Origin of the sequence: Pseudomonas cuatrocienegasensis, from assembly GCF_900110925.1 — a bacterium.
Lineage (GTDB): Bacteria > Pseudomonadota > Gammaproteobacteria > Pseudomonadales > Pseudomonadaceae > Aquipseudomonas > Aquipseudomonas cuatrocienegasensis.
In genome coordinates, this window is the sequence record NZ_FOFP01000001.1 from 178,584 (window position 1) to 200,297 (window position 21,714).

The window sequence follows — 21,714 nt, forward strand, 5'->3', positions numbered from 1 at the left end:
ATCGCCTCTAGCGGCTGTAAATGATCAGAGGGATGGCCGCGCGGCGCTCGATACCCTGGGCATCGAGCCAGGTGATCAGTTGCGTCTGGCTATCGTCGAAGGCGCTGTGTTTGTCGCCTGCGGCGAGCTCCAGGTAGGCCACCAGTTCGGCGAGGCCTTGCTGTAGCGGGTGTTGCTGCAGCAAGTCGCCTAGGCTGATGCGCGCATCGCGCTGCAGCGCCCGGCGGATCTGCCCGAGCAAGCGGGCTTTGTCGATATACACCTGCTCGAACAGGGCTTCGGTATTGCCAGTGAGGTCACCCTCAAGCAGGATCTGTTGCTCGATACGCGGCTTCAGCGGCGGGCTGTACAGCGGTCGGTCGAGGGCCAGATTGAGGCTCGGGGCGGTCTCCTCCAGGCTCAGAGGCAGGTCGTTGGGCGGCGCTTCCCGCAGGCGCAGGGCCTGGCCCTCGATGTCGCGCAGCAGGCGCATGATTCGGCGGTTTTCCAGCCAGGCCTGGTCATCGAGGTAGCGCCGCAACTGCTCGGACAGCCGCGCCACGGTGCGTTGGGTGGTTTCGCCAGCGGCCAGCCAGTCGTAGTGCATGCGCAGCAGGCGGCGATCCGGTTGCAGGCTCTGTACCGGGGGCAGGGCGAAGACCTGCTGCAGCAGCGCAGACAATTCTTCCTGGCGCGCAGGCGACATGAGGAAGTCCCAGAAAGCACGAAAACTACGGCCCTGGTCGGAGTCAGCAATAACCTCGTGCTCGCCGAAGATCTCGCCGATCAGCTCGCCCTTGCTGCCTTCCCAGGTGGCGATGCGCTCGCGCACGGCGCGGTCGAGGTCGCGGAAGTTCTGCTCCACTTCACGAAAGTCGGCGAGCAAGCTGCGGGCGCTGGCGGCGACGTCGAGAAAGCGTTCCTTGATTCGTGTCTCGTCCATCAAGTCGAGTTGGCCGGCGCGGATCTGGGCAATTTCCTGGTCGATGCCAGCTTTACGTTTTTCCAGCTCATGAATTCGCGCTTGCGGGTCGGTTTCACTGCCCTCGACCATCTGCTTGAGCAGCTCGAAGATGGTCAGCAGGCGCGACTCGGTGCCAACGAACTGGCGCTTGCTCAGGCTGGCCAGCCATTCGATGGCCTTCTCGCTGGCAGCGGTGAGCTCGAAGTGCGCCTCGTCGCCGCTGGCCGGGTAGTACTTGCGCAGCCAGCCGTTGCTGTTGTCTGCCCACTCGTCCAGATAGGCCGCTGCTGTGCGCGGGAAAGCGTCCTCGCCCTGAGTCTGGCGTAGGGCATAGAGGTGGTCTTCCAAGCGCGAGGCCAGGCTGTGCTGGTCGAGGTTACGCAGGTTGGGCATGCGGAAGCTGTGCTCAAGGAAACTGACAATCAGCGGCGCATGGGCGGAACACAGCAAGCGCCAGGCCGGATGGTGCTGGCGCAGACTGGCGAGCTGCTGGTAATCCATCAGGGCAACTCGGCGCTCGCGTAGAACGCCGTGAGTACCTTGACCAGGTGTGCCAGGTCATGGCTGCCGGCCAGTTCGCGGATCGAGTGCATGGCGAAGGTCGGCAGGCCGATATCCACGGTGCGCACGCCCAATTGGCTGGCGGTGATCGGGCCAATGGTCGAGCCACAGCCCATGTCACTTCGGGTGACGAAGCTCTGCACCGGCACTTCGTTTTCCAGGCACAGGTGGCGGAAGAAACCCGCCGTCTCGCTGGTGGTGGCGTAGCGCTGGTTGCTATTGATCTTGATCACCGGGCCGGCGTTGAGTTTGGGGCCGTGGTTGCCGTCGTGCTTGTCGGCGTAGTTGGGGTGCACGCCGTGGGCGTTGTCGGCCGAGACCAGCAGCGAGCGCTGGATGGTCCGCACAAAGGCGTCTCCATCCGGCAGCACGCGCCGCAGCACCTGTTCGAGCATCGGGCCGTCGGCGCCACAGGCCGAGCAGGAGCCGACTTCCTCGTGGTCGGTGCACACCAGTACGCAGGTTTCATCCGCCGGTGCGGCCAGTAGCGCCTGCAGCCCGGCGTAGCACGACAGCAGGTTGTCCAGCCGCGCGCCGGCGATAAATTCAGCGTTCAAGCCAATCACCGCGGCGCTCTGGGTGTCGTAGAAGCTCAGCTCGTAGTCGAGCACCGCATCGGCGCTGAAATCGTGTTCGCGGGCCAGTTGCTCGGTGATCAGCGCGCGGAAATCAGCCGGCTCGCTGCCAGCCCACTGAGCGAGGATCGGCGGCAGCTCGGTCTGCGCGTTGATCGCCCAGCCCTGGTTGGCTTCGCGGTTGAGGTGGATGGCCAGGTTGGGGATCACCGCAATCGGCGCCTGGAAATCGATCAGCTGGCTCTCGACCTTACCGTCGCGGCGGTAGGTCACGCGGCCGGCCAGGGACAGGTCGCGGTCGAACCAGGGGGCGAGCAGGGCGCCGCCATAGACTTCGACACCCAGTTGGAAAAAGCCCTGGCGCTGCAGCTCAGGCTGCGGCTTGACCCGCAGGCAGGGGCTGTCGGTGTGCGCGCCAACCAGGCGGATACCGCCGTCGAGTGCGTCACGCTTGCCCAGGCTGAAGGCGATGATCGAGGAGTCGTTGCGGGTCACGTAATAGCGGCCACCGGGCTCGGTGTACCAGCTGGCGCGCTCGTCCAGGTGCTGGAAGCCGGCGGCCTCCAGGCGCTGGGCCAAACTGCGGGTGGCGTGGAAAGGGGTGGGCGAGGCCTTGAGGAAATCGATCAGGCCTTGGTTCAGTTCTTCGCGCATGGGGCACTCCGGGCGGCAATGCGCGCAGTTTATCGGATTTGCCTTAGCGATTGGGGCAGGGCTTACGCCGGGATGGCGACCAGGGTCAGCACCTGCTCGGGTAATACGCTGAACTGCCCCTGCAACGGACTACCCGCTGGCCAGTGGTCGCTCAGGTGCGTCAGCAGGCGTAGCTGGGCGTGGCCGTCGTGCGTGTAGCTGAGCACCTCTGCATCCTGAAAGTAAAAGCGCACCCCGACTAGGGGATACAGCGCCTTGAACAGGCTCTCCTTGAGGGAAAAGGTCAGGGTGATCTGCAGCGCCTGGGCCGTTTCATCCAGCCCCTGCAGGCGTTGCAGTTCGGCCGGTGTCAGCAGTTCGCTGGCCAGGTTCAGGGCACGCTCAGGTGCCAGGCGTTGCTCGATATCCAGCCCCAACCCTTGCCACTGGCTGCGCTCACCGACCACCGCAGCGGCCCAGCCGTGGCCATGGGTAATAGAACCACACACGGAGGCCGGCCATTGTGGCGCGCGGTCCTCACCAACGGCGGGGACGTAATCGATAGCAGCCTGGCGCCACAGCGCCTCCCGGGCACACAGGCGCCCAGCCAGGTGCTCGGCCTGACGCTTGGCCACGCCGCGCACCGGGGTAATGGCGCAGCGCTGGAAGGCATCGGGCTCGAATTGTTCAGGGTTGAACTGGGTACTGACCAGCGTCACCGCCTGCAACGCATGGGGCAGGGGCCAGTGGGTCAGCAGCGGCGAGCAGCAGCGTGGTACGTGGGATGTGGTCATGGGCGGCATTTTGCCGGCTCGCCCCGTGTATCGCCAGCGCCGATGGCGTTTACAAAAGGTTGCATAGCAACAACAAAGCTAAACGGAGAAATGCAGCGCGCTTTGCCAGACTGGCGATGCGCTTCCAAGGGAGCGTAGGTGAGGTTGTTGAGCGAGCGCCCGGGTGGGTGCTGGCGTTTTCTCTGAGAATGAGTGCGGGAGCCTGTGAAGGCTCCCGTTTTTTTTGCCGAGCGAAAACCCGTAGGGTGCGCCGCGCGCACCAGCACCAGGAACGCGGTGCGCACGGCGCACCCTACGGCAGGATTTGCCTATCGTTCAGCAGCATGGCGCGTGTTCAGCTTAGGTTCAGCGGGGGTTCAGGCGGTGTTCAGGAGCACCTAGGCAGTATGGATGGCGTTGGATTAACAACCCTTTGCCACCTGAAAGAGGAACACCCCATGAAATTCACACTGACCAAGCTGGCCCTTGCAAGCACGCTCGCGTTCGGTACTGCCATGGCGCAGGCGGCTGATAATTTCGTCGGCCTGACCTGGGGCCAGACCGACAACAATATTCAGAAATCCAGCGCGCTGAACAGCAACCTGGACAACCCGTCGCTGGACAAAGTGATCAACGACAGCAGCACCTGGGGCGTGCGTGCCGGTCAGCAGACCGCCGACGGCCGCTACTACGCCACTTATGAAAACGTCTCCGACAGCGCGAACGGTTTCAAGCTGCGTCAGCAGAACCTGCTCGGCAGCTACGATCTGTTCCTGCCGATTGGCGACTACAACACCAAGCTGTTCGGTGGCGCCACCGCCGGCCTGGTCAAGCTGGACCAGGAAAGCCGTGGCTTCAGCCGTGATAGCGACATCGGCTATGCCATCGGCCTGCAGGCCGGCGTAATCCAGGACATCACCGCCAACACCTCGGTCGAGGGCGGCTACCGTTACCTGCGCACCAACGCAAGCACCGAAATGTCGCCCCATGGCGCCGGCAAGGCAGGCTCCCTTGACCTGCACAGCAGCTCGCAGCTGTACCTGGGTGCCAACTACAAGTTCTAATTGATGACGGCTGGAAGCCGGGCCCGGCCTGCTGATACGGTTGCGCGCATCGCGTTGCCATTCAGCAAGCCGGTCCCGGCTTTTGGCGTATGCGCAACAGGCAGGGAGAGACAGCACCATGAAGTTGCTGATCGTGGAGGACGAGGCGCTGCTGCGTCACCATCTTTACACCCGGCTGGGTGAGCAGGGACATCTGGTCGATGCGGTCGCCAGTGCCGAAGAGGCGCTGTACCGCGCCGAGCAATACCACCATGACCTCGCCGTGATCGACCTGGGTTTACCCGGCATCAGCGGGTTGGACCTGATCCGCCAGCTGCGCGGCCAGGGCAAGCAGTTCCCCATCCTGATCCTCACCGCCCGTGGCAATTGGCAGGACAAGGTCGAGGGTCTGGCTGGCGGCGCGGATGATTATGTGGTCAAACCCTTCCAGTTCGAGGAGCTGGAAGCGCGACTCAATGCGCTGTTGCGCCGCTCCAGCGGTTTTACCCAGGCGACCATCGAGGCTGGCCCGCTGCAACTGGACCTCAACCGCAAGCAGGCCAGCATGCAGGGCGCGAACCTGCACCTGACGGCCTACGAATACCGCATCCTCGAATACCTGATGCTGCATCAGCAGCAAGTGGTGCCCAAAGAGCGGCTGATCGAACAGCTTTACCCCGATGACGAGGAGCGCGACGCCAACGTTATCGAAGTGCTGGTCGGCCGCCTGCGGCGCAAGCTGGAAGGCGAGACGGGCTTCAAACCCATCGACACCGTGCGCGGCCAGGGCTACCTGTTCACCGAGCGCTGCCGGTGACCAAGGCGGCCCTGCCGATTCCCTCGCCCTGGCAGCGGCGCTTTTCCCTGCGCCTGCGCCTGATGCTCGGTGCGGCGGTGCTCGCCGTGCTGTTTATGCTGGCACTGTTGCCGGCGCTGCGCGGCGCCTTCGTTATCGCCATGGAGCAGTCCATCGAAAAACGCCTGGCTGCCGACGCCGCCTCGCTGGTGTCCGCCGCGCGCAGCGAAGGCGGCCAGCTGCGCATGCCCGAGCAACTGCCTGATGAGGAGTTCGACTCCCTCGACGCCAAGCTACTGGGCTTTATCTACGACCGCGATGGCAACCTGGTCTGGCGCTCGCGCTCCTCCGAAGACGAAAGTATTCATTACCGCCCACGCTATGACGGGCAGGGCCATGAATTCGTGCGCATGGACGATGGGCGCGGCGAGGTGTTCTTCGTCTATGACGTGGAGATCGACCTGCTGCGCGGTCAGGCCGCGGCCTTCAGCGTGGTCACCATGCAGCCCAACCGCGACTACCAGGCCCTCTATAACGGTTTTATGAACCAGCTCTACCTCTGGCTTGGCGGCGCTTTGTTGCTGCTGCTTGGGCTGCTCTGGTTTGGCCTGACCTGGGGCTTTCGCAGCCTGCGCGGCCTGAGTGCCGAGCTGGATGAAGTGGAATCCGGCACCCGCGAGCGCCTCAGTGCCGACCACCCGCGCGAGCTGCTGCGCCTGACCCGCTCGCTCAACCGCCTGCTCGACAGCGAGCGGCGCCAGCGCGAGCGCTACCGGCATTCCCTCGACGACCTGGCGCACAGCCTGAAAACCCCGCTGTCGGTGCTGCAAAGCGTCGGCGACGTGATCGCCGCCGAAACCCGCCAGCGCGAGCAAGCGCAGATCCTGCAAGGCCAGGTCGAGCGCATGAGCCAGCAGATAGACTACCAACTGCAGCGCGCCAGCCTGCGCAAAAGCGGCCTGATCCGTCACCAGGTTGCCCTGGAACCGCTGCTCGATACCCTGTGCAGCGCCCTGGACAAGGTCTACCGCGACAAACAGGTGCGCGTGCTACGCGACTTTGACACAGCGCTGTTGGTGCCTATGGAGCGCGGCGCGCTGCTCGAACTGCTCGGCAACCTGCTGGAAAACGCCTACCGCCTGTGCCTCGGCCAGGTCAAAGTCAGCGCCCGGCTGCGTAATGGCGTGTGCGACCTCAGCGTGGAAGACGACGGCCCCGGCATCCCCCCCGACCAACGCGCGCGCATCCTCGAACGCGGCGTCCGCCTCGACGCCCAACACCCCGGCCAAGGCATCGGCACCGCCGTGGTCAAAGACATTATCGACAGCTACGAAGGCGAGCTCAGCCTCGACGACTCCCCCCTCGGCGGCGCCTGCTTCCGTATCCGCCTCTACGATTAAACACATCTTTTGGCGTGGCCAATGATCGAATCGTATTGCCAGATGGGTGATGGCTGTTATGGACGCATCACGGTGGACAAGCTTCGCGTTGTCCACCCTACAAGCCACAAACCGCATGCTCCGCGTAGGGTGGATGACGCTTTTTTCATCCACCAATGGGGCGCGGTGGGTATCCGGGCTACTTGTTTTGGTTTTTTAAACGCGCAGTGGAATATCGAGGGTTCGGAGAAGCCCAGGTGTTCGGCGATGGCCTGGAGGGTCAATTCGTCACGGCCCAAGTGATAGACGGCCAGAGCACCTAGCCGTTGCCTTACAGTTGGGTCGCAAAGCGCTCGACCGCGCTGACCACGTGTTTGGCACCGTCCTGGATTTCTTCGATAACCTGGCCGGCCTGGGCGCAGAGGTCCAGGCCCAGTTCGGCTTGGGTTTTGCCGCGGCCGATCAGTTCGACGGCGCGTTCGGCCAGTTGCTGGTTCTGTCCCACCACATTGGCGATTTCTTCGGTTGCTGCGCTGGTGCGCGAGGCCAGTTGGCGGACTTCGTCGGCGACCACGGCGAAGCCGCGACCCTGTTCGCCGGCGCGGGCGGCTTCGATGGCGGCGTTGAGCGCCAGCAGGTTGGTTTGGTCGGCGATGCTGCTGATATTTTTGACAATGGCACCAATTAGTTGCGACTGCTTGTCCAGCGCTTCGATGCCCTGCGCGGCCTCTTGCATACGGCTGGACAGTTCGCGCATGGCGTCGAGCATTTGCTGCACCACGGCTGCACCATTCTTCGCGCTGGTGTCAGTGCCCTTGGAGGTCTCGAAGGCGATGCCGGCGGCTTCGGCGACTGCATCTTCGCGGTTGACCTGCTCGGTAATTACCGAGGCGAATTTCACCACTTTGTACAGTTGGCCGTGGGTGTCGGTAACGGGGTTGTAGGAGGCTTCCAGCCAAACATCGCGGCCACTGCTGTCCACGCGTTTGAAGCGACCGGTGACGAAATCACCGCGGCGCAGTTGCTCCCAGAACCGCTGGTACTGAGCCGAACTGGTTTCTGCGGGCTCGCAGAAGATGCGGTGATGCTTGCCTTGAATCTGCGCCAGGTTATAGCCCATGGCGTCAAGGAAGGGTTTGTTGGCCGTGATGACGTCGCCATTGAGGTTGAATTCGATAACAGCGGTGGAGCGTTGCAGCGCCTTGACCAGGTTCTCGTATTCGCGTGAGGTCTCGATGGTGCGCGTCAGGTCGCTGGCGTAGATATAGAAGCTTTGGATCTGCCCGGTGCTGTCGCGAATCGGCTGCAGGATCGAGCGCAGCCAGGCGTCCTCACCATTCCCACGCAGCAGACGAATGACGCCAGACAGGTGCTCACCACGCTCCAGGGCATGGCGAACCTTGTGGTGAAAATCCAGGTTACGGACTTTTTCCGGTATCAGTTCCAGCAAGGGGCGGCCGCGCAGTTGCTCGGCACGGTAGTGCATTTCTTGCTCGAAATTGGCGTTGACCGACTCGATACGTCCTTGTGGGTCCAGGCTCAGGGCGAGCATTTCGCCGTCGAGGCTGGCACGTACCTGCTCGAATAACGACAACTCTTCGCGCAGCGCCTGATTCTCTTTTTTCAGTCGGGTGGTGAACATCATGCAGGCCTTTGTCGGTAACAGTTAACAGCTGCTGTATGAGGTGATCCTCACTATGTGTCTAGGGCACTGCGCTGCGTGCTGCAGGGAAAAGTGTTTCTGTATGTAGAGCACGCTGGCGTCACATCATGCATCAAGTGTAGGTCAACTCCAGGCCTGTAGGAGGGGCGGGCAGCGTTCAGCTTTAGTCGCGATGTCTGCAGCGGCTTCACGGTCTATCGCGAATAAATTCGCTCCTACGGAGGCGGCAGATGATTCGTGTTGCGACCCTAGACGGCCTCAGGCTTGCTGCGCGCGATACATTCCGGGTGTCAGGCCGGTCCATTTCTTAAAGGCGCGGTGGAAGGCTGAGGGTTCGGAGAAACCCAGCTGCTCGGCAATGTCCTGAATCGCCAGGTCGTCGCGGCCCAGGTGGTAGATGGCCAGGTCGCGGCGCAGGTGGTCTTTGAGCTCCTGGAAGCTGGAGCCTTCTTCACGCAGATGGCGGCGCAGGGTTTGTGGGCTCATGTGCAGGTGGCGGGCGACGGTGTCTAGGTCGGGCCAGGTGGTGCAGTCGCGGCCGAGTTGGCGGCGGATGCGGCTGGTGAGGCTGTCGCCGCCGTCTGGGCGGGCGAGGAGGTCTGCGGGGGAGTGCTGAAGGAACTGTTTAAGGGTGCGTTCGTCTTGCAGCAGCGGCATGTCTAGGTAGCGGACGTGGAACAGCAGGCTGCTGCGCCCGGCACCGAAGCGCCGGGGGCAGGGGAAGAGCAGGTCGTATTCGGCGGCGTGGGCGGGTTCGGCGTGGGTGAAGGTGGCTTCTTCCAGGCGGATGCGTTGGCCGATCAGCCAACTGCCCAGGCGGTGCCAGATGACCAGCAGGCTCTCCAGCATAAAGTGGTCGGGGTCCCAGAGGGCGCTGTCGTCCACGCTCAGGCGCACCCAGTCGCCTTCACGTTCCAGGCGAATGGCCGGTGCCTGCTCGAACAGGCCGTAGAACAGGGCGCCGCGTTGCAGGGCTTTGTCCAGCGAGCGGCAGTGGATGATCGCGTGGCACATCATGGCGAAGGTGCCACGGGCGCTGCGCACGCGGCCAAAGCCCAGGTATTCGTCATCCAGGCATTGCCAGAGTTGTTGCATCAAGCGGGCGAACTGCGCGGGGTCGATGCGTGCGCGGGGTTCGTCGAGCAAGGCCGGTTGGATACCGAGTTGGCGCAGCAGCGCGGCGGTGTCGACGCCATGGCGTTGCGCCCCGCGCAGGGCGGCGCGCACAAAGTGGCTGGCGATGGTGCGTTCGCGCATGGGGCGGCTCGGCAGTGACGGATCGTTCGATGGTAGGCAACTGCGGGGCGCGATCACAAGCCGGCATCAGGTCGATCAAGCCGGCATTTCGGCCATGCTAAAGGCGGGGTTTCCGCCACGGCGGCGCAGGTGGGCGTGCGGAAACCCGCCATTTATGCCCTGGCATGTGCTTATTTTTTAACCGTATATTACTGTTTTTAAAGGATTTTAGCTGTTTTCGATGGCGTGGCATGGGCTTTGCGATAGGCGACAGCAGAGTCCCCGCGTGGGGGCTGATAACAACACCTTCCAGCCCAGGGAGGTTTAGCCATTTTAGAGAGTGCGCGGTCGATGGAGTCGGCGCGTGCTGTCGTTAAGGATCTGCCATGACTGTCACGACGACTGACGCGGTGCGTCAACCGTTCTATAAGGTGCTCTACGTCCAGGTGCTGTTCGCCATCACCGTGGGTATTTTGCTGGGGCACTTCTACCCGGAGACCGGCGTTGCGCTCAAGCCGCTGGGTGACGGCTTCGTCAAACTGATCAAGATGGTCATCGCGCCCATCATCTTCTGCACCGTGGTCAGCGGTATCGCCGGCATGCAGGACATGAAGACGGTCGGCAAGACCGGTGGTTACGCGCTGATGTACTTCGAGATCGTCTCGACCATCGCCCTGGTGATCGGTCTGATCGTGGTTAACCTGGTGCAGCCGGGTGTGGGCATGCACATCGACCCGGCGACCCTGGATGCCAGCAGCATCGCGGCCTACGCCACGGCCGGTGCGCAGCAGACCACGGTCGGTTTCCTGCTTAACGTGATCCCCTCTACCGTGGTCGGCGCCTTCGCCAATGGCGACATTCTGCAGGTGCTGTTCTTCTCGGTGATCTTCGCCTTCGCCCTGCAGCGCATGGGTGATTACGGCCGGCCGGTGCTGGATTTTATCGAGCGGATTGCCCAGGTGATGTTCGGCATCATCAATATGATCATGAAGCTCGCGCCCATCGGTGCCTTCGGCGCCATGGCGTTCACCATCGGCCAGTACGGCGTGGGTTCGCTGGTGCAACTGGGCCAGTTGATGCTGTGCTTCTACATCACGTGCGTGTTCTTTGTACTGGTGGTGCTGGGCGGTATCGCCCGTAGCCACGGTTTCAGCGTGCTGCGCCTGATCCGCTATATCCGCGAAGAGCTGATGATCGTGCTCGGCACCTCGTCGTCCGAGTCGGTGCTGCCGCGCATGCTGACCAAGATGGAGAAGCTGGGTGCGAAGAAGTCGGTGGTCGGCCTGGTGATTCCCACCGGTTACTCGTTCAACCTCGACGGCACCTCGATCTACCTGACCATGGCGGCGGTATTCATCGCTCAGGCCACCGATACGCCGATGGATATCACTCACCAGATCACCCTGTTGCTGGTGCTGCTGGTGGCCTCCAAGGGCGCGGCGGGCGTGACCGGTAGCGGCTTTATCGTGCTGGCGGCCACGCTGTCGGCGGTGGGCCACCTGCCGGTTGCCGGCCTGGCGCTGATTCTGGGGATCGACCGGTTTATGTCCGAAGCCCGTGCCCTGACCAACCTGATCGGCAACGCCGTGGCCACGCTGGTGGTCGCCAAGTGGTGCAATGAGCTGGACGAAGATACCCTGCGCCAGGAGCTGGCCAGTGGTGCACCTGCGGCCTCTGCAGTGCCGGCAGCGCCTGCTGCGTCGGTAGAACAGGCGCGCGAATCCGTCTGAGGTTGTCTTTTCCCTCTTTGCGCATGCCAAAGAGGCTCCTCAAACCCGCCACCTTGGCGGGTTTTTTTGCTGTGTATGCCTTGGTTGGTGCCGCTGTGTAGGAGTGAATTTATTCGCGATTGTGCCGCGAATTTCGCGAATAAATTCGCTCCTACAGGTATGTCGATGGCTCCCACGCTCTGCGTCCGCTGTAACGAGACGCGGAGCGTCTCTGGCTGCATGCCCACGCGGACGGTTCGACGTTTCGACGTGGGGAACGATCAATAGAGGCATGGCCTTTTCGGCGTTGCCTTAAAACCGAGCGGAGCAAGCCAGGTAGGGTGTGCTGTGCGCACCGCGTCGGTTGTCGATTCTTGGTGCGCACAGCGCACCCTACGGATGTGTGTAGGTCCTGGCGCCAACGGCGGCTGATGCTTTGCTTATCGATTTTGCAGAGCTGCCTGCAGACCACGGCTGAAACAGCGCCCACAAAAAAAGGGATGCCGAGGCATCCCTTTTTTATTGACCAGACGCGTTAGGCGTTTGGCTTCTCGCTCTCGTCCTGCGCGTCCGCTTGGGCGGGCTCGCTGGTCGGGGCGGTTTCTGCGCTTGCCTCGGCAACCACCGGCGCTGCTTGCGCCGCTTCACGCGCAAGGCGCTCGGCTTCGCGTTGGCGACGGCGTACTTCCCGTGGGTCGTTCGGCGCGCGGCCATTGCTTGGCAGAACCACTGCAGGTGCTTCGCTGACCACTGGCGCTTCGACTACAGGTGCAGCCTCGGCCGGTTCGGCTTGGGCAACTTCGCTAGCCTGGGCCGCCACTGGTGCAGGCTCGGCTTCGGCGACAGGCGCCTCGATCGGGGCAGCAGGGGTTTCGACCACTTGCGCAGGGGCTTCGACAGGCGCAACCACTTCGGCGACTTCAACCTGAGGCTCAGCTGTTGGCGCTTCGGCAGGCAGGTCAACCACGACGCTGGCACGTGCTTCGATCTCGTTGACAGGCTCGGCAGCCGGTTCTGCAACCACTGGCGTGGCGACAACCTCGGCCTGCGGAGTGAAGAGGTCGCGCGGCTCGACGGCAGCTTCGCTGACGACAGGCTCGCTAACTTCAACCTGGGCAACAGCAGGTGCTGCAACCGGCGCTTCGCTCGATTCGGCGACTGGCTGAGCAGTTGCTTCTACGGTCTCGGCGACTACAGTTGCAGCAACCACGCTGGCAGCGGCGACCGGTGCGGCTTCAGTCGACTCCTGGCTTTCTTCGCCGGCGTCTTCAGTGCCTTCGATCAGGTTGCCGTTGGCGTCGCTCTGGCGCTCGCGACGATTGCTGCGACGGCGCTGACCACGCGAACGACGGCGAGGACGATCACCGCCTTCGGCGTTGTCTTGCTCATCGTCCTGGGCAGCGTCAGCAGTGCTTACGACTTCTTCGTCAGCGGCTGCAGCGGCCTGTTCCGGGCGCGGCTGGCGCTCTTCACGGGGCTGGCGGGGCTGACGCGGCTCGCGCTGTGGGCGTTCGCTGCGTGGCTCTTCGCTGGTCGCTACGGCTGCGGTGGCGGCTGGCGTTTCCGCCGGAGCGGCGTCGAGTGGTTCGCGCAGTTCACGCGGGGCGCGTTCTTCGCGAGGCTTGCGATCACGACGGCCGTCTTCACGCGGTGGGCGCGACTGACGAACTTCCTGCGGCTCGCGCACTTCAACAGCATCACGTGGGCTGCGTTCTTCACGCGGTGCACGTTCCTCGCGAGGGGCGCGCTCTTCGCGTGGCGGACGCGGTGCGCGTTCTTCACGGGCGCCACGTTCTTCACGCGGAGCACGTTCTTCGCGTGGCTTGCGCTCTTCGTCACGACGACCGCTGCGGTTGCGGTTCTGCTGACGACCGTTACGGCGCTCTTCGCGTGGCGGACGCTCGCTGCTTTTCTTCTCGATGACGACTGGCTTTTCTTCTTCCTTGCCGGCGAACAGGCTGACCAGCGACTTCACCAGGCCTTTGAACAGGCTCGGCTCAGGCACGACAGTTGGGGCAGGGGCCGCAGCAGGTGCTTCGGCAACCGGAGCGGCAGCGCGTTGCGGCGCGGTCTTGATCGCGGCTTCCTGGCGCACCAGGGTGCGGGTAGCGCTGGCCTGCTTCTCTTCTTCGACTTCGGCAGTCGCCATCTCGTAGCTGGTTTGCGTGCTCTGGGCTTCCGGGCTGTCATCACGGATACGCTGCACTTCAAAGTGCGGGGTTTCCAGGTGATCGTTCGGCAGGATGACGATGCGCGCGCGGGTGCGCAGTTCGATCTTGGTGATCGAGTTGCGTTTTTCGTTGAGCAGGAAGGCTGCAACCGGGATCGGCACCTGGGCGCGTACTTCGGCAGTGCGGTCCTTCAGGGCTTCTTCTTCGATCAGGCGAAGGATGGCCAGCGACAGCGATTCGACGTCGCGGATGATGCCTTGACCGTTGCAGCGCGGGCAGACGATGCCGCTGGTCTCGCCGAGGGACGGACGCAGGCGCTGACGGGACATTTCCAGCAGGCCGAAGCGCGAGATGCGCCCGACTTGCACGCGGGCACGGTCGGCTTCCAGGGCTTCGCGGACTTTTTCTTCCACGGCGCGCTGGTTCTTCGCCGGGGTCATGTCGATGAAGTCGATGACGATCAGGCCGCCGATATCGCGCAGGCGCAGCTGGCGGGCGATTTCTTCGGCTGCTTCCAGATTGGTCTGCAGCGCGGTTTCTTCGATGTCGCTGCCTTTGGTGGCGCGCGCCGAGTTGATGTCGATGGACACCAGGGCTTCGGTCGGGTCGATGAAGATCGAACCACCGGACGGCAGCTTCACTTCACGCTGGAAAGCGGTTTCGATCTGGCTTTCGATCTGGAAGCGGTTGAACAGCGGCACGCTGTCTTCGTACAGCTTGATCTTGCTGGCGTACTGCGGCATCACCTGGTTGATGAAGCTCAGCGCTTCCTGCTGGGCTTCGACGCTGTCGACCAGCACTTCGCCGATGTCCTGGCGCAGGTAATCGCGGATGGCGCGGATGATCACGTTGCTTTCCTGGTAGATCAGGAAGGGCGCAGCGCGGTCCAGGGAGGCTTCTTTAATGGCGGTCCAGAGTTGCAGCAGGTAATCGAGGTCCCACTGCATTTCTTCGCTGGAGCGGCCCAGGCCTGCGGTGCGCACGATCAGGCCCATGTCGCTCGGGGCGACCAGGCCATTCAGCGCTTCACGCAGTTCGTTGCGCTCTTCGCCTTCGATACGACGGGAGATACCGCCCGCACGCGGGTTGTTCGGCATCAGCACTAGGTAGCGGCCGGCGAGGCTGATAAAGGTGGTCAGGGCTGCGCCCTTGTTGCCACGCTCTTCCTTCTCGACCTGAACGATGACTTCCTGGCCTTCCTTGAGCACGTCCTTGATGTTGACGCGGCCTTCTGGGGCCTTGCTGAAGTATTCGCGGGAAATTTCTTTGAGGGGAAGGAAGCCGTGACGTTCGGAGCCGAAGTCGACGAAGGCAGCTTCGAGGCTGGGTTCGACGCGGGTGATGCGGCCTTTATAGATGTTGGCCTTTTTTTGCTCACGGGCGCCCGATTCGATGTCCAGGTCGTACAGGCGTTGGCCGTCGACTAGAGCGACACGCAACTCTTCGGGTTGAGTTGCGTTAATCAGCATTCTTTTCATGTAGTACCGTCGGTTTCCAGTGCTGCTGGAAAGGGCGTTCGGCACACACGACTCTCAGGGGTCGGTGTCAGGCGCGTCAGAAACGGTCGTAAATCGCTTCATCGTCAAGCGGCAGTCAGCCAGTTGGGCTGGGCCGCGACAGACGTCTCCTGCTCGCTGTTGTGACAGTAAGCACTAGTCAGGAGGAGGAATCAGCTGCTGGTAGCGGACGAGATGAAGCGTCTTCAATAAAGCTACGCAGACCAGCGGCTGTACATCTCCACCCTACACGTATCGCTGAAAATCGGGTGCCGCTCGCGAAATCCGCAGCGGGTTGGCATTACCGCAAACGACCAAAGGTGGGCGGTTGCGCATCATGGCTTCAGGCTTTATTTCCGAGAGTCTCGCGGCCTTTGCGGCGAAAACCCCGTCGGACGGCCTCACGTCCTGAATGGATTGCGTTGGTCGGGATGGCAATTTGGCGATCATCCGCGAACCGGACCGCTTTTGGCGGCGTTCGCGACTATAGCAGCAATGATTAAGTGCTTCAATTCCATAAAAAATTGTTATGATTGCGCGATGACGAATCCTTCCCCTCCAACCTCCGGCGTTCAGCTGCTCGAGGTTGCGCCGGAACTTGCCGGCCAGCGCATCGATAACTTTCTCCGCACTCAGCTCAAGGGTGTGCCCAAGACCTTGATTTACCGAATCCTGCGTAAGGGCGAGGTGCGGGTCAATAAAGGGCGGATCAAGCCTGAGTACAAGCTGCAGGCCGGTGACATTATCCGTGTGCCGCCACTGCGCCTGGCCGAGCGCGATGAGCCCGAGCCTTTGGCGCAAGGGCTGTTGCAGCGCCTTGAAGCGGCGATTGTGTTCGAGGACAAAGCGCTGATCGTGCTGAACAAGCCGGCAGGTATCGCCGTGCATGGCGGCAGTGGTTTGAATTACGGGGTGATCGAGGCGTTCCGCCAGTTGCGCCCGGATGCCAAGGATCTGGAGTTGGTGCATCGCCTCGACCGCGACACCTCCGGCCTGTTGATGATCGCCAAGAAGCGCAGCATGCTGCGGCACTTGCATGAGGCGTTGCGCGGTGACGGCGTCGACAAGCGTTATATGGCGCTGGTCCGCGGGCACTGGGCGACCGCCAAGAAACAGGTCAATGCACCCTTGCAGAAGAGCAACCTACGCTCTGGCGAGCGCATGGTCGAGGTCAATACCGAAGGCAAAGAGGCGCTGACGATGTTCCGCGTGCTGCGCCGCTTCGGTGAGTTCGCCACCTTGGTCGAGGCCAAGCCGGTCACTGGGCGCACCCATCAGATTCGTGTGCATACGCAGTACGCCGGGCATTGCATTGCCGGGGACAGCAAGTACGGCGATGACGGCTTCAGTAAAGAAATTCGCGAACTGGGCGGCAAGCGCCTGTTCCTGCACGCTTATGCGCTGACTGTGCCGCTGCCCGAGGGTGGTGTGTTGAAGCTTGAGGCGCCGGTCGATGAGGTCTGGAGTCGTACCTTGGAGCGGCTGGGTGCCTGACTACAAGCTGTTGATCTTTGATTGGGACGGAACGCTGGTGGATTCCATCGGGCGTATCGTCCTGGCCATGCACCATGCTGCGGATGTCTGTGGTTGGGCGCGGCGCAGTGATGATGAGGTGCGCGGGATTATCGGCCTGGGGTTGCCCGAGGCGATTGCAGTTCTCTACCCCGATGTGGCTGACGCTGCGCGGATTGACGGGTTCCGTCAGCACTACGCTGCCTGTTACCTCAGGCTGGAGGCCAGCCCATCGCCGTTGTTTGCTGGGGTGGTCGAGGCGCTGTCGGCGTTCAGGCAGGAAGGGCGGCTGCTGGCTGTTGCCACCGGCAAGGGGCGGCCTGGCTTGCAGCGAGTCTTGCAGGCGCATGGCTGGCACGACTACTTCGATGCCACACGCTGCGCGGATGAAACGGCGAGCAAGCCTGATCCCTTGATGCTTCAGCAGATATTGACGCAGTGCGGCGTTGCGGCGCATGAAGCGCTGATGGTCGGCGACTCGGTATTTGATATACAAATGGCGCACCGTGCTGGCATGCACAGTGTGGCGGTCGGGTGTGGGGCGCAGCCGTTGTCGGTGTTGCGCGCGCATCAGCCGACTGTGGCGCTTGATACCTTTGCCGAGCTTTCGGCGTGGTTGGCGCGGTCTAGCGGTTTAATCGAAATTGGGGTGAGTGGGCATGGCTGATGAATGGAAGGCCGAAAAGGCCGACCCGGAAGATGCGAAAAGCTGGAAGCTGCTGGAGAAAACCCTCCTGGCGGGTGTGCAGGAGCAGCGGCGTGCGCGGCGTTGGGGGATCTTTTTCAAGTCCCTGACCTTCCTTTATCTGTTCGGCGCCTTGGTGCTGTTCTCGCCGCTGTTGAAGCTGTCGTCGGGCGGCGCTTCCGAGTCGAGTGGCTCAGGGCATACCGCGGTGATTGATGTGCGCGGCATGATCGCCGACAAGGAGTCGGCCAGTGCTGACAATATTGTCGGCAGCCTGCGCAAGGCGTTCGAGGATGCCAATACCCGTGGCGTGATCCTGCGCATCAACAGCCCAGGCGGTAGTCCGGTGCAGTCCGGCTACATTTATGACGAGATTCGCCGCCTGCGCGGCGAGTACCCGGCGATCAAGCTGTATGCGGTAATCAGTGATCTGGGGGCTTCGGGTGCCTATTACATCGCCAGTGCGGCTGATGAAATCTATGCCGATAAGGCCAGTCTGGTCGGCTCGATCGGGGTGACGGCGGCGGGCTTTGGCTTTGTCGGCATCATGGAGAAGCTGGGTGTCGACCGCCGGGTTTACACCTCGGGTGAGCACAAGGCATTCCTCGATCCGTTCCAGCCGCCTAAAGAAGAGGAAGCACTGTTCTGGAAGGGTGTGCTGGATACCACGCACAAGCAGTTTATCGACAGCGTCAAGCAGGGGCGTGGCGAGCGGCTCAAGTGGCAGCAGCATCCTGAGCTGTTCTCGGGGTTGGTCTGGTCGGGTGAGCAGGCGCTGGAGCTTGGTCTGGTCGACGGCTTGGGCAGTACCAGCTATGTCGCGCGTGAAGTGATCGGGCAGAAGGAAATGGTCGACTTCACCACTCAGGAGTCGCCATTCGATCGTTTTGCCAAGCGTCTGGGTGCGAGCGTGGCGGAGCATCTGGCGTTGTGGATGGGCTTTCAGGGGCCGTCGCTGCGTTAACGTCGCTGTTGTTATGCGACAAGACCCGGCGATGCCGGGTCTTGTTCGTTCAGGGTAGCTCTACGCCGGCAGCCAGGAGCATGTCGACCAGGCGGATCAGTGGCAGGCCGATCAGGCTGGTGGCGTCGCTGCCCTCGGTGCTGCGAAACAGGCTGATGCCCAGGCCTTCGGATTTGAAGCTGCCGGCGCAGTCGTAAGGTTGCTCTCGTTGCAGGTAGCGCTGGATGCAAGCGTCGTCGAGCGTGCGAAAGTGCACGGTAAAGGGCACGCAGTCGACCTGGCATTGGCCGCTGGCGCTGTCGAGCAGGGCCAGCCCTGTGAGGAAGGTCACGCTGCGACCGCTGGCGCTGCGCAGTTGCTGCTGGGCGCGCTCGAAGGTGTGCGGTTTGCCGAGCACCTGGTCGTCCAGCACGGCGACCTGATCCGAACCGATGATCAGGTGGTGCGGATACTGGGCGCTCAGGGCGCGGGCCTTGGCTTCGGCCAGGCGGCGGACCAGGGCCTCGGCAGGCTCGTCAGGTTGGTGGCTTTCGTCGATATCGGGTGCCTGGCTGTCGAACGGCAATTGCAGGCGCGCCAGCAGTTCGCGGCGGTAGGGCGAGCTGGAGGCCATAAGCAGGGGTGGCATGGGGTTCTCCTTATATATAGATAGGCCGGGATTCTAGTAGGCCGCTGCTGTTGGCGACAGGCTGAATTTCCCTTTGACAGGGGGCGGTCTCATCCCTAGAATGCGCCGCCTATGTCAAATGGTCCGATTCCACCTCACGTTGATCCCCGCAAGTTGGCTGATCGCGGCGCTACCCTAGAGGGTGAGCTGCAGCTGGCCCATTTGCAGCGTCTCTGTGATCCGCTTGCCGATAATGCCGGCACGGTGCGCGCGAAGTTCGTCTTTGCGCGTGACGAGCGCAATGCTGTGGTTATTCACAGCGAGCTTGAAGTGGACGTCAAGATGGTTTGCCAGCGTTGTCTGGAACTGGTTGCTCTGCCTATCCAAAGCGCGTGTGATTACGCTGTGGTGAAAGAAGGTGCGAATACCCAGTCTGTGCCGCAAGGCTATGACGTGCTGGAAGTGGGTGAGGATCCTCTGGATCTGCTGGCGCTGGTTGAAGATGAGCTGTTGCTCGCTTTGCCCATCGTGCCTGCACATGACCCTAAAGATTGCCAGCAGCCGGCGGGTCTCGATGAGCCCGAACCGAGCGAGGACGAGGTAACGCGGTCCAACCCGTTCAGTGTATTGGCACAGTTAAAGCGTGACCCAAACGTTTAGGAGTTAATAAGTTATGGCTGTTCAGCAGAACAAAAAATCCCGTTCCGCCCGTGACATGCGCCGTTCGCACGACGCACTGGAAGGCAATGCTCTGTCGGTTGAGAAGAGCACCGGTGAAGTTCACCTGCGTCACCACGTTTCGCCAGAAGGCGTTTACCGTGGTCGTAAAGTGATCGACAAGGGCGCTGACGAGTAAATCTTGTCCGCTCCGATCATCGCGATTGATGCAATGGGTGGGGACTTCGGTCCCCACTGCATTGTTCCAGCCAGCATTGCCTGCTTGGCTGAAATCCCCTCGTTGCACCTGGTCCTAGTCGGCCAACCCAGCCTTTTGAATGAGTTGATTGCCCAGCATGCTGGTGTCGATCGCGCACGCCTGCACGTTGAGCCTGCATCCGAGGTGATCGGTATGGACGAGCGGCCGGCGCAGGCCTTACGTGGCAAGCCTGATTCATCTATGCGCGTGGCCCTTGAGCTGGTGCGTGATGGCCGTGCTCATGCCTGTGTCAGTGCCGGCAACACGGGGGCACTGATGGCGCTGTCGCGCTTCGTGCTCAAGACGCTGCCGGGTATCGATCGGCCCGCTATGGTGACGGCGATTCCGACCCAGGAGGGTGCTTGTCATCTGTTGGACCTGGGCGCCAATGTCGACTGTAGTGCCGAGCACCTCTATCAGTTTGCGGTGATGGGGGCGGTGGCGGCCGAGGTCCTGGGCCTGCAGTCGCCGCGCGTCGCGCTGCTGAATGTCGGCACCGAGGAGGTCAAAGGCAATCAGCAGGTCAAGCTGGCTGCGAGTCTGCTGCAGGGCGCGTCGGGTCTCAATTACATCGGCTTCGTCGAGGGTGATGGTCTGTTTCGTGGCGAGGCCGATGTGGTGGTGTGCGATGGTTTTGTCGGCAATGTCCTGCTCAAGTCCAGCGAAGGGCTTGCTGCCATGATCGGTGCCAGGCTCGATGCACGCTTCCGGCGCAGCCTGTTCTCGCGCCTCGTCGGTTTCCTGGCCATGCCGCTGCTAAGGCGTCTGCGCAGCGAGTTGGCGCCTGCGCAATACAACGGTGCCAGCTTTCTTGGTCTGCAGGGCATCGTGGTGAAGAGCCATGGTGCGGCAGGTCCGCAGGGCTTCGGCAGTGCCATTCGACGTGCCTGTATAGAAGTCGAGCAGGATCTGCCCAGGCGTCTGCGTGGCCGCCTTGAGGCCATGCTCCTGCAATGATGGGTTGTCAGGCTGTTTGGGCGGGGGCGCTCATGGCGATGTGACCGCGAGCGCCGGGCCGCCATCCAACTGTCAGTTTCTTGCGCTCGGCCAGGCCTGGCGCTAATTTCCTGACGATCAGACCTTTAGGAATCCGTTTCCCATGTCCGCATCTCTCGCATTCGTTTTTCCTGGCCAGGGCTCGCAGTCGCTGACCATGCTCGCCGAACTCGGCGCGCAGCATGCGCTGATCGGCGAAACTTTCGCCGAAGCCTCTGCCGCGTTGGGCTATGACCTGTGGGCACTGACCCAGCAAGGCCCGGAAGAGCAGCTCAACCAGACCGACAAGACCCAGCCAGCCATTCTGACCGCCTCAGTCGCATTGTGGCGTCTGTGGCTGGCTCAGGGTGGTGCGCAGCCGGCATTTGTCGCCGGTCATAGCCTGGGCGAGTATTCAGCGCTGGTCGCTGCGGGCAGCCTGCCATTCGCCGAAGCGGTGAAGCTGGTCGAGCTGCGTGGTCAATTGATGCAGCAGGCTGTGCCAGCCGGGCAGGGTGGCATGGCCGCCATTCTCGGTTTGGAGGATGCCGACGTGCTGGCTGCCTGCGCCGAAGCCGCTCAGGGTGAGGTGGTCAGTGCGGTCAATTTCAATGCGCCAGGGCAGGTGGTCATCGCCGGTTCCGCAGCCGCTGTAGTGCGGGCGATTGAGGCCTGCAAGGCGCGTGGCGCCAAGCGCGCTATGCCGCTGCCGGTCAGCGTGCCGTCGCATTGCGAGCTGATGCGCCCGGCTGCCGAACGTTTTGCCGAGGCCGTGGCGGCCATTGCCTGGCAAACGCCGCAGATCCCGCTGGTACAGAACGTCAGTGCCGCCGTAGTCGCCGATCTCGAGGCGCTCACGGGAAACCTGTTGGCACAGCTATACAGCCCGGTTCGCTGGGTCGAGTCGATGGTTTGCCTGGCTGAGAATGGCGTGACCGATCTTGTCGAATGTGGCCCAGGTAAGGTGCTTTCGGGCCTCAATAAGCGCTGTGTGAAGGGTATCAATACCCATAATCTGGACACCCCGGACGCCTTCGCCGCCACTCGTGCGGCGCTGGCCTGATTTAGGAGAGGTTT

Annotated in this window: 18 protein-coding genes and 2 pseudogenes; 11 read left to right on the forward strand and 9 right to left on the reverse strand. The window is 62.4% G+C overall.

All coding sequences use genetic code 11. The annotated features are described in order from the left end of the window. Positions 1-7 precede the first annotated feature (7 nt). The 3 genes from BMW49_RS00900 to BMW49_RS00910 form a co-directional block, all read right to left on the reverse strand. Positions 8-1,444, reverse strand: coding sequence for a DUF3375 domain-containing protein (locus BMW49_RS00900; protein WP_069516990.1), 1,437 nt, complete (start codon positions 1,442-1,444; stop codon positions 8-10). Continuing rightward, entirely contained in the window at positions 1,444-2,733 is a 1,290-nt protein-coding gene (locus BMW49_RS00905; RefSeq protein ID WP_069516989.1) for a M18 family aminopeptidase, read from the reverse strand. Before BMW49_RS00905 ends, BMW49_RS00900 begins: the two co-directional genes overlap by 1 nt. A 62-nt stretch (positions 2,734-2,795) precedes the next feature. Then, on the reverse strand, positions 2,796-3,506 hold the full coding sequence (locus BMW49_RS00910) for a 4'-phosphopantetheinyl transferase family protein (protein ID WP_069516988.1): 711 nt from the start codon (positions 3,504-3,506) through the stop codon (positions 2,796-2,798). Positions 3,507-3,943: 437 nt separating this feature from the next. Between BMW49_RS00910 and BMW49_RS00915 the strand changes: the two genes are divergently transcribed. The 3 genes from BMW49_RS00915 to BMW49_RS00925 all read left to right on the forward strand — a co-directional run bounded on the left by BMW49_RS00915 (position 3,944) and on the right by BMW49_RS00925 (position 6,724). After that, positions 3,944-4,549, forward strand: a complete 606-nt coding sequence (locus BMW49_RS00915) for an outer membrane beta-barrel protein (protein ID WP_069516987.1) — start codon at positions 3,944-3,946, stop codon at positions 4,547-4,549. 118 nt (positions 4,550-4,667) lie between these two features. Next, a complete protein-coding gene (locus BMW49_RS00920; protein ID WP_069516986.1) occupies positions 4,668-5,345 on the forward strand; it encodes a response regulator in 678 nt (225 codons plus the stop codon). Positions 5,346-5,407: 62 nt separating this feature from the next. Further along, positions 5,408-6,724: an ATP-binding protein gene (locus tag BMW49_RS00925; protein ID WP_083251681.1), complete on the forward strand. Its 1,317-nt coding sequence runs from the start codon at positions 5,408-5,410 to the stop codon at positions 6,722-6,724. A gap of 191 nt (positions 6,725-6,915) precedes the next feature. Here the strand turns inward: BMW49_RS00925 and BMW49_RS24410 are convergent. The 4 genes and pseudogenes from BMW49_RS24410 to BMW49_RS00940 form a co-directional block, all read right to left on the reverse strand. Further along, positions 6,916-7,017, reverse strand: a pseudogene (locus BMW49_RS24410) (AraC family transcriptional regulator); the annotation flags it as partial. A gap of 17 nt (positions 7,018-7,034) precedes the next feature. After that, entirely contained in the window at positions 7,035-7,472 is a 438-nt protein-coding gene (locus BMW49_RS25415; protein ID WP_244168299.1) for a methyl-accepting chemotaxis protein, read from the reverse strand. 147 nt (positions 7,473-7,619) lie between these two features. Further along, positions 7,620-8,348 (reverse strand): annotated as a pseudogene (locus BMW49_RS25420) (PAS domain-containing protein); the annotation flags it as partial. Between the two features lie 276 nt (positions 8,349-8,624). Beyond that, positions 8,625-9,623 (reverse strand): AraC family transcriptional regulator, encoded by a 999-nt coding sequence (locus BMW49_RS00940; RefSeq protein ID WP_069516984.1) that lies wholly within the window; start codon positions 9,621-9,623, stop codon positions 8,625-8,627. Between the two features lie 365 nt (positions 9,624-9,988). Here BMW49_RS00940 and BMW49_RS00945 point away from each other — a divergent pair, with 365 nt between their 5' ends. After that, a complete protein-coding gene (locus BMW49_RS00945) occupies positions 9,989-11,332 on the forward strand; it encodes a dicarboxylate/amino acid:cation symporter (protein ID WP_069516983.1) in 1,344 nt (447 codons plus the stop codon). Between the two features lie 514 nt (positions 11,333-11,846). Here BMW49_RS00945 and rne read toward each other — a convergent pair. After that, entirely contained in the window at positions 11,847-14,960 is a 3,114-nt protein-coding gene (gene rne / locus BMW49_RS00950; RefSeq protein WP_069516982.1) for a ribonuclease E, read from the reverse strand. A gap of 558 nt (positions 14,961-15,518) precedes the next feature. On the opposite strand from rne, the gene rluC reads away from it, so the two are divergent. From rluC to BMW49_RS00965, 3 genes are read left to right on the forward strand one after another with little or no spacing between them, the layout of a single operon-like run. Then, positions 15,519-16,472 carry a 23S rRNA pseudouridine(955/2504/2580) synthase RluC gene (gene rluC / locus BMW49_RS00955; RefSeq protein ID WP_069516981.1) on the forward strand — a complete coding sequence of 318 codons (954 nt, stop codon included), beginning with the start codon at positions 15,519-15,521 and terminating at the stop codon, positions 16,470-16,472. Next, a complete protein-coding gene (locus tag BMW49_RS00960) occupies positions 16,432-17,157 on the forward strand; it encodes an HAD-IA family hydrolase (protein WP_069516980.1) in 726 nt (241 codons plus the stop codon). The genes rluC and BMW49_RS00960 overlap by 41 nt, the downstream gene beginning before the upstream one ends. Then, positions 17,150-18,139: a S49 family peptidase gene (locus BMW49_RS00965; RefSeq protein ID WP_069516979.1), complete on the forward strand. Its 990-nt coding sequence runs from the start codon at positions 17,150-17,152 to the stop codon at positions 18,137-18,139. The genes BMW49_RS00960 and BMW49_RS00965 overlap by 8 nt, the downstream gene beginning before the upstream one ends. Before the next feature lie 49 nt (positions 18,140-18,188). On the opposite strand, the gene BMW49_RS00970 is transcribed toward BMW49_RS00965, so the two are convergent. Next, positions 18,189-18,767: a Maf family protein gene (locus BMW49_RS00970; RefSeq protein WP_069516978.1), complete on the reverse strand. Its 579-nt coding sequence runs from the start codon at positions 18,765-18,767 to the stop codon at positions 18,189-18,191. 111 nt (positions 18,768-18,878) lie between these two features. On the opposite strand from BMW49_RS00970, the gene BMW49_RS00975 reads away from it, so the two are divergent. The 4 genes from BMW49_RS00975 (at position 18,879) to fabD (ending at position 21,700) form a co-directional block, all read left to right on the forward strand. Further along, entirely contained in the window at positions 18,879-19,406 is a 528-nt protein-coding gene (locus BMW49_RS00975; RefSeq protein WP_083251674.1) for a YceD family protein, read from the forward strand. Positions 19,407-19,419: 13 nt separating this feature from the next. Further along, a complete protein-coding gene (gene rpmF, locus BMW49_RS00980) occupies positions 19,420-19,602 on the forward strand; it encodes a 50S ribosomal protein L32 (protein ID WP_025167420.1) in 183 nt (60 codons plus the stop codon). Positions 19,603-19,605: 3 nt separating this feature from the next. Beyond that, entirely contained in the window at positions 19,606-20,619 is a 1,014-nt protein-coding gene (plsX, locus tag BMW49_RS00985) for a phosphate acyltransferase PlsX (RefSeq protein ID WP_083251673.1), read from the forward strand. Positions 20,620-20,761: 142 nt separating this feature from the next. Beyond that, positions 20,762-21,700, forward strand: coding sequence for an ACP S-malonyltransferase (gene fabD, locus BMW49_RS00990; protein WP_069516975.1), 939 nt, complete (start codon positions 20,762-20,764; stop codon positions 21,698-21,700). Positions 21,701-21,714: the final 14 nt, after the last annotated feature.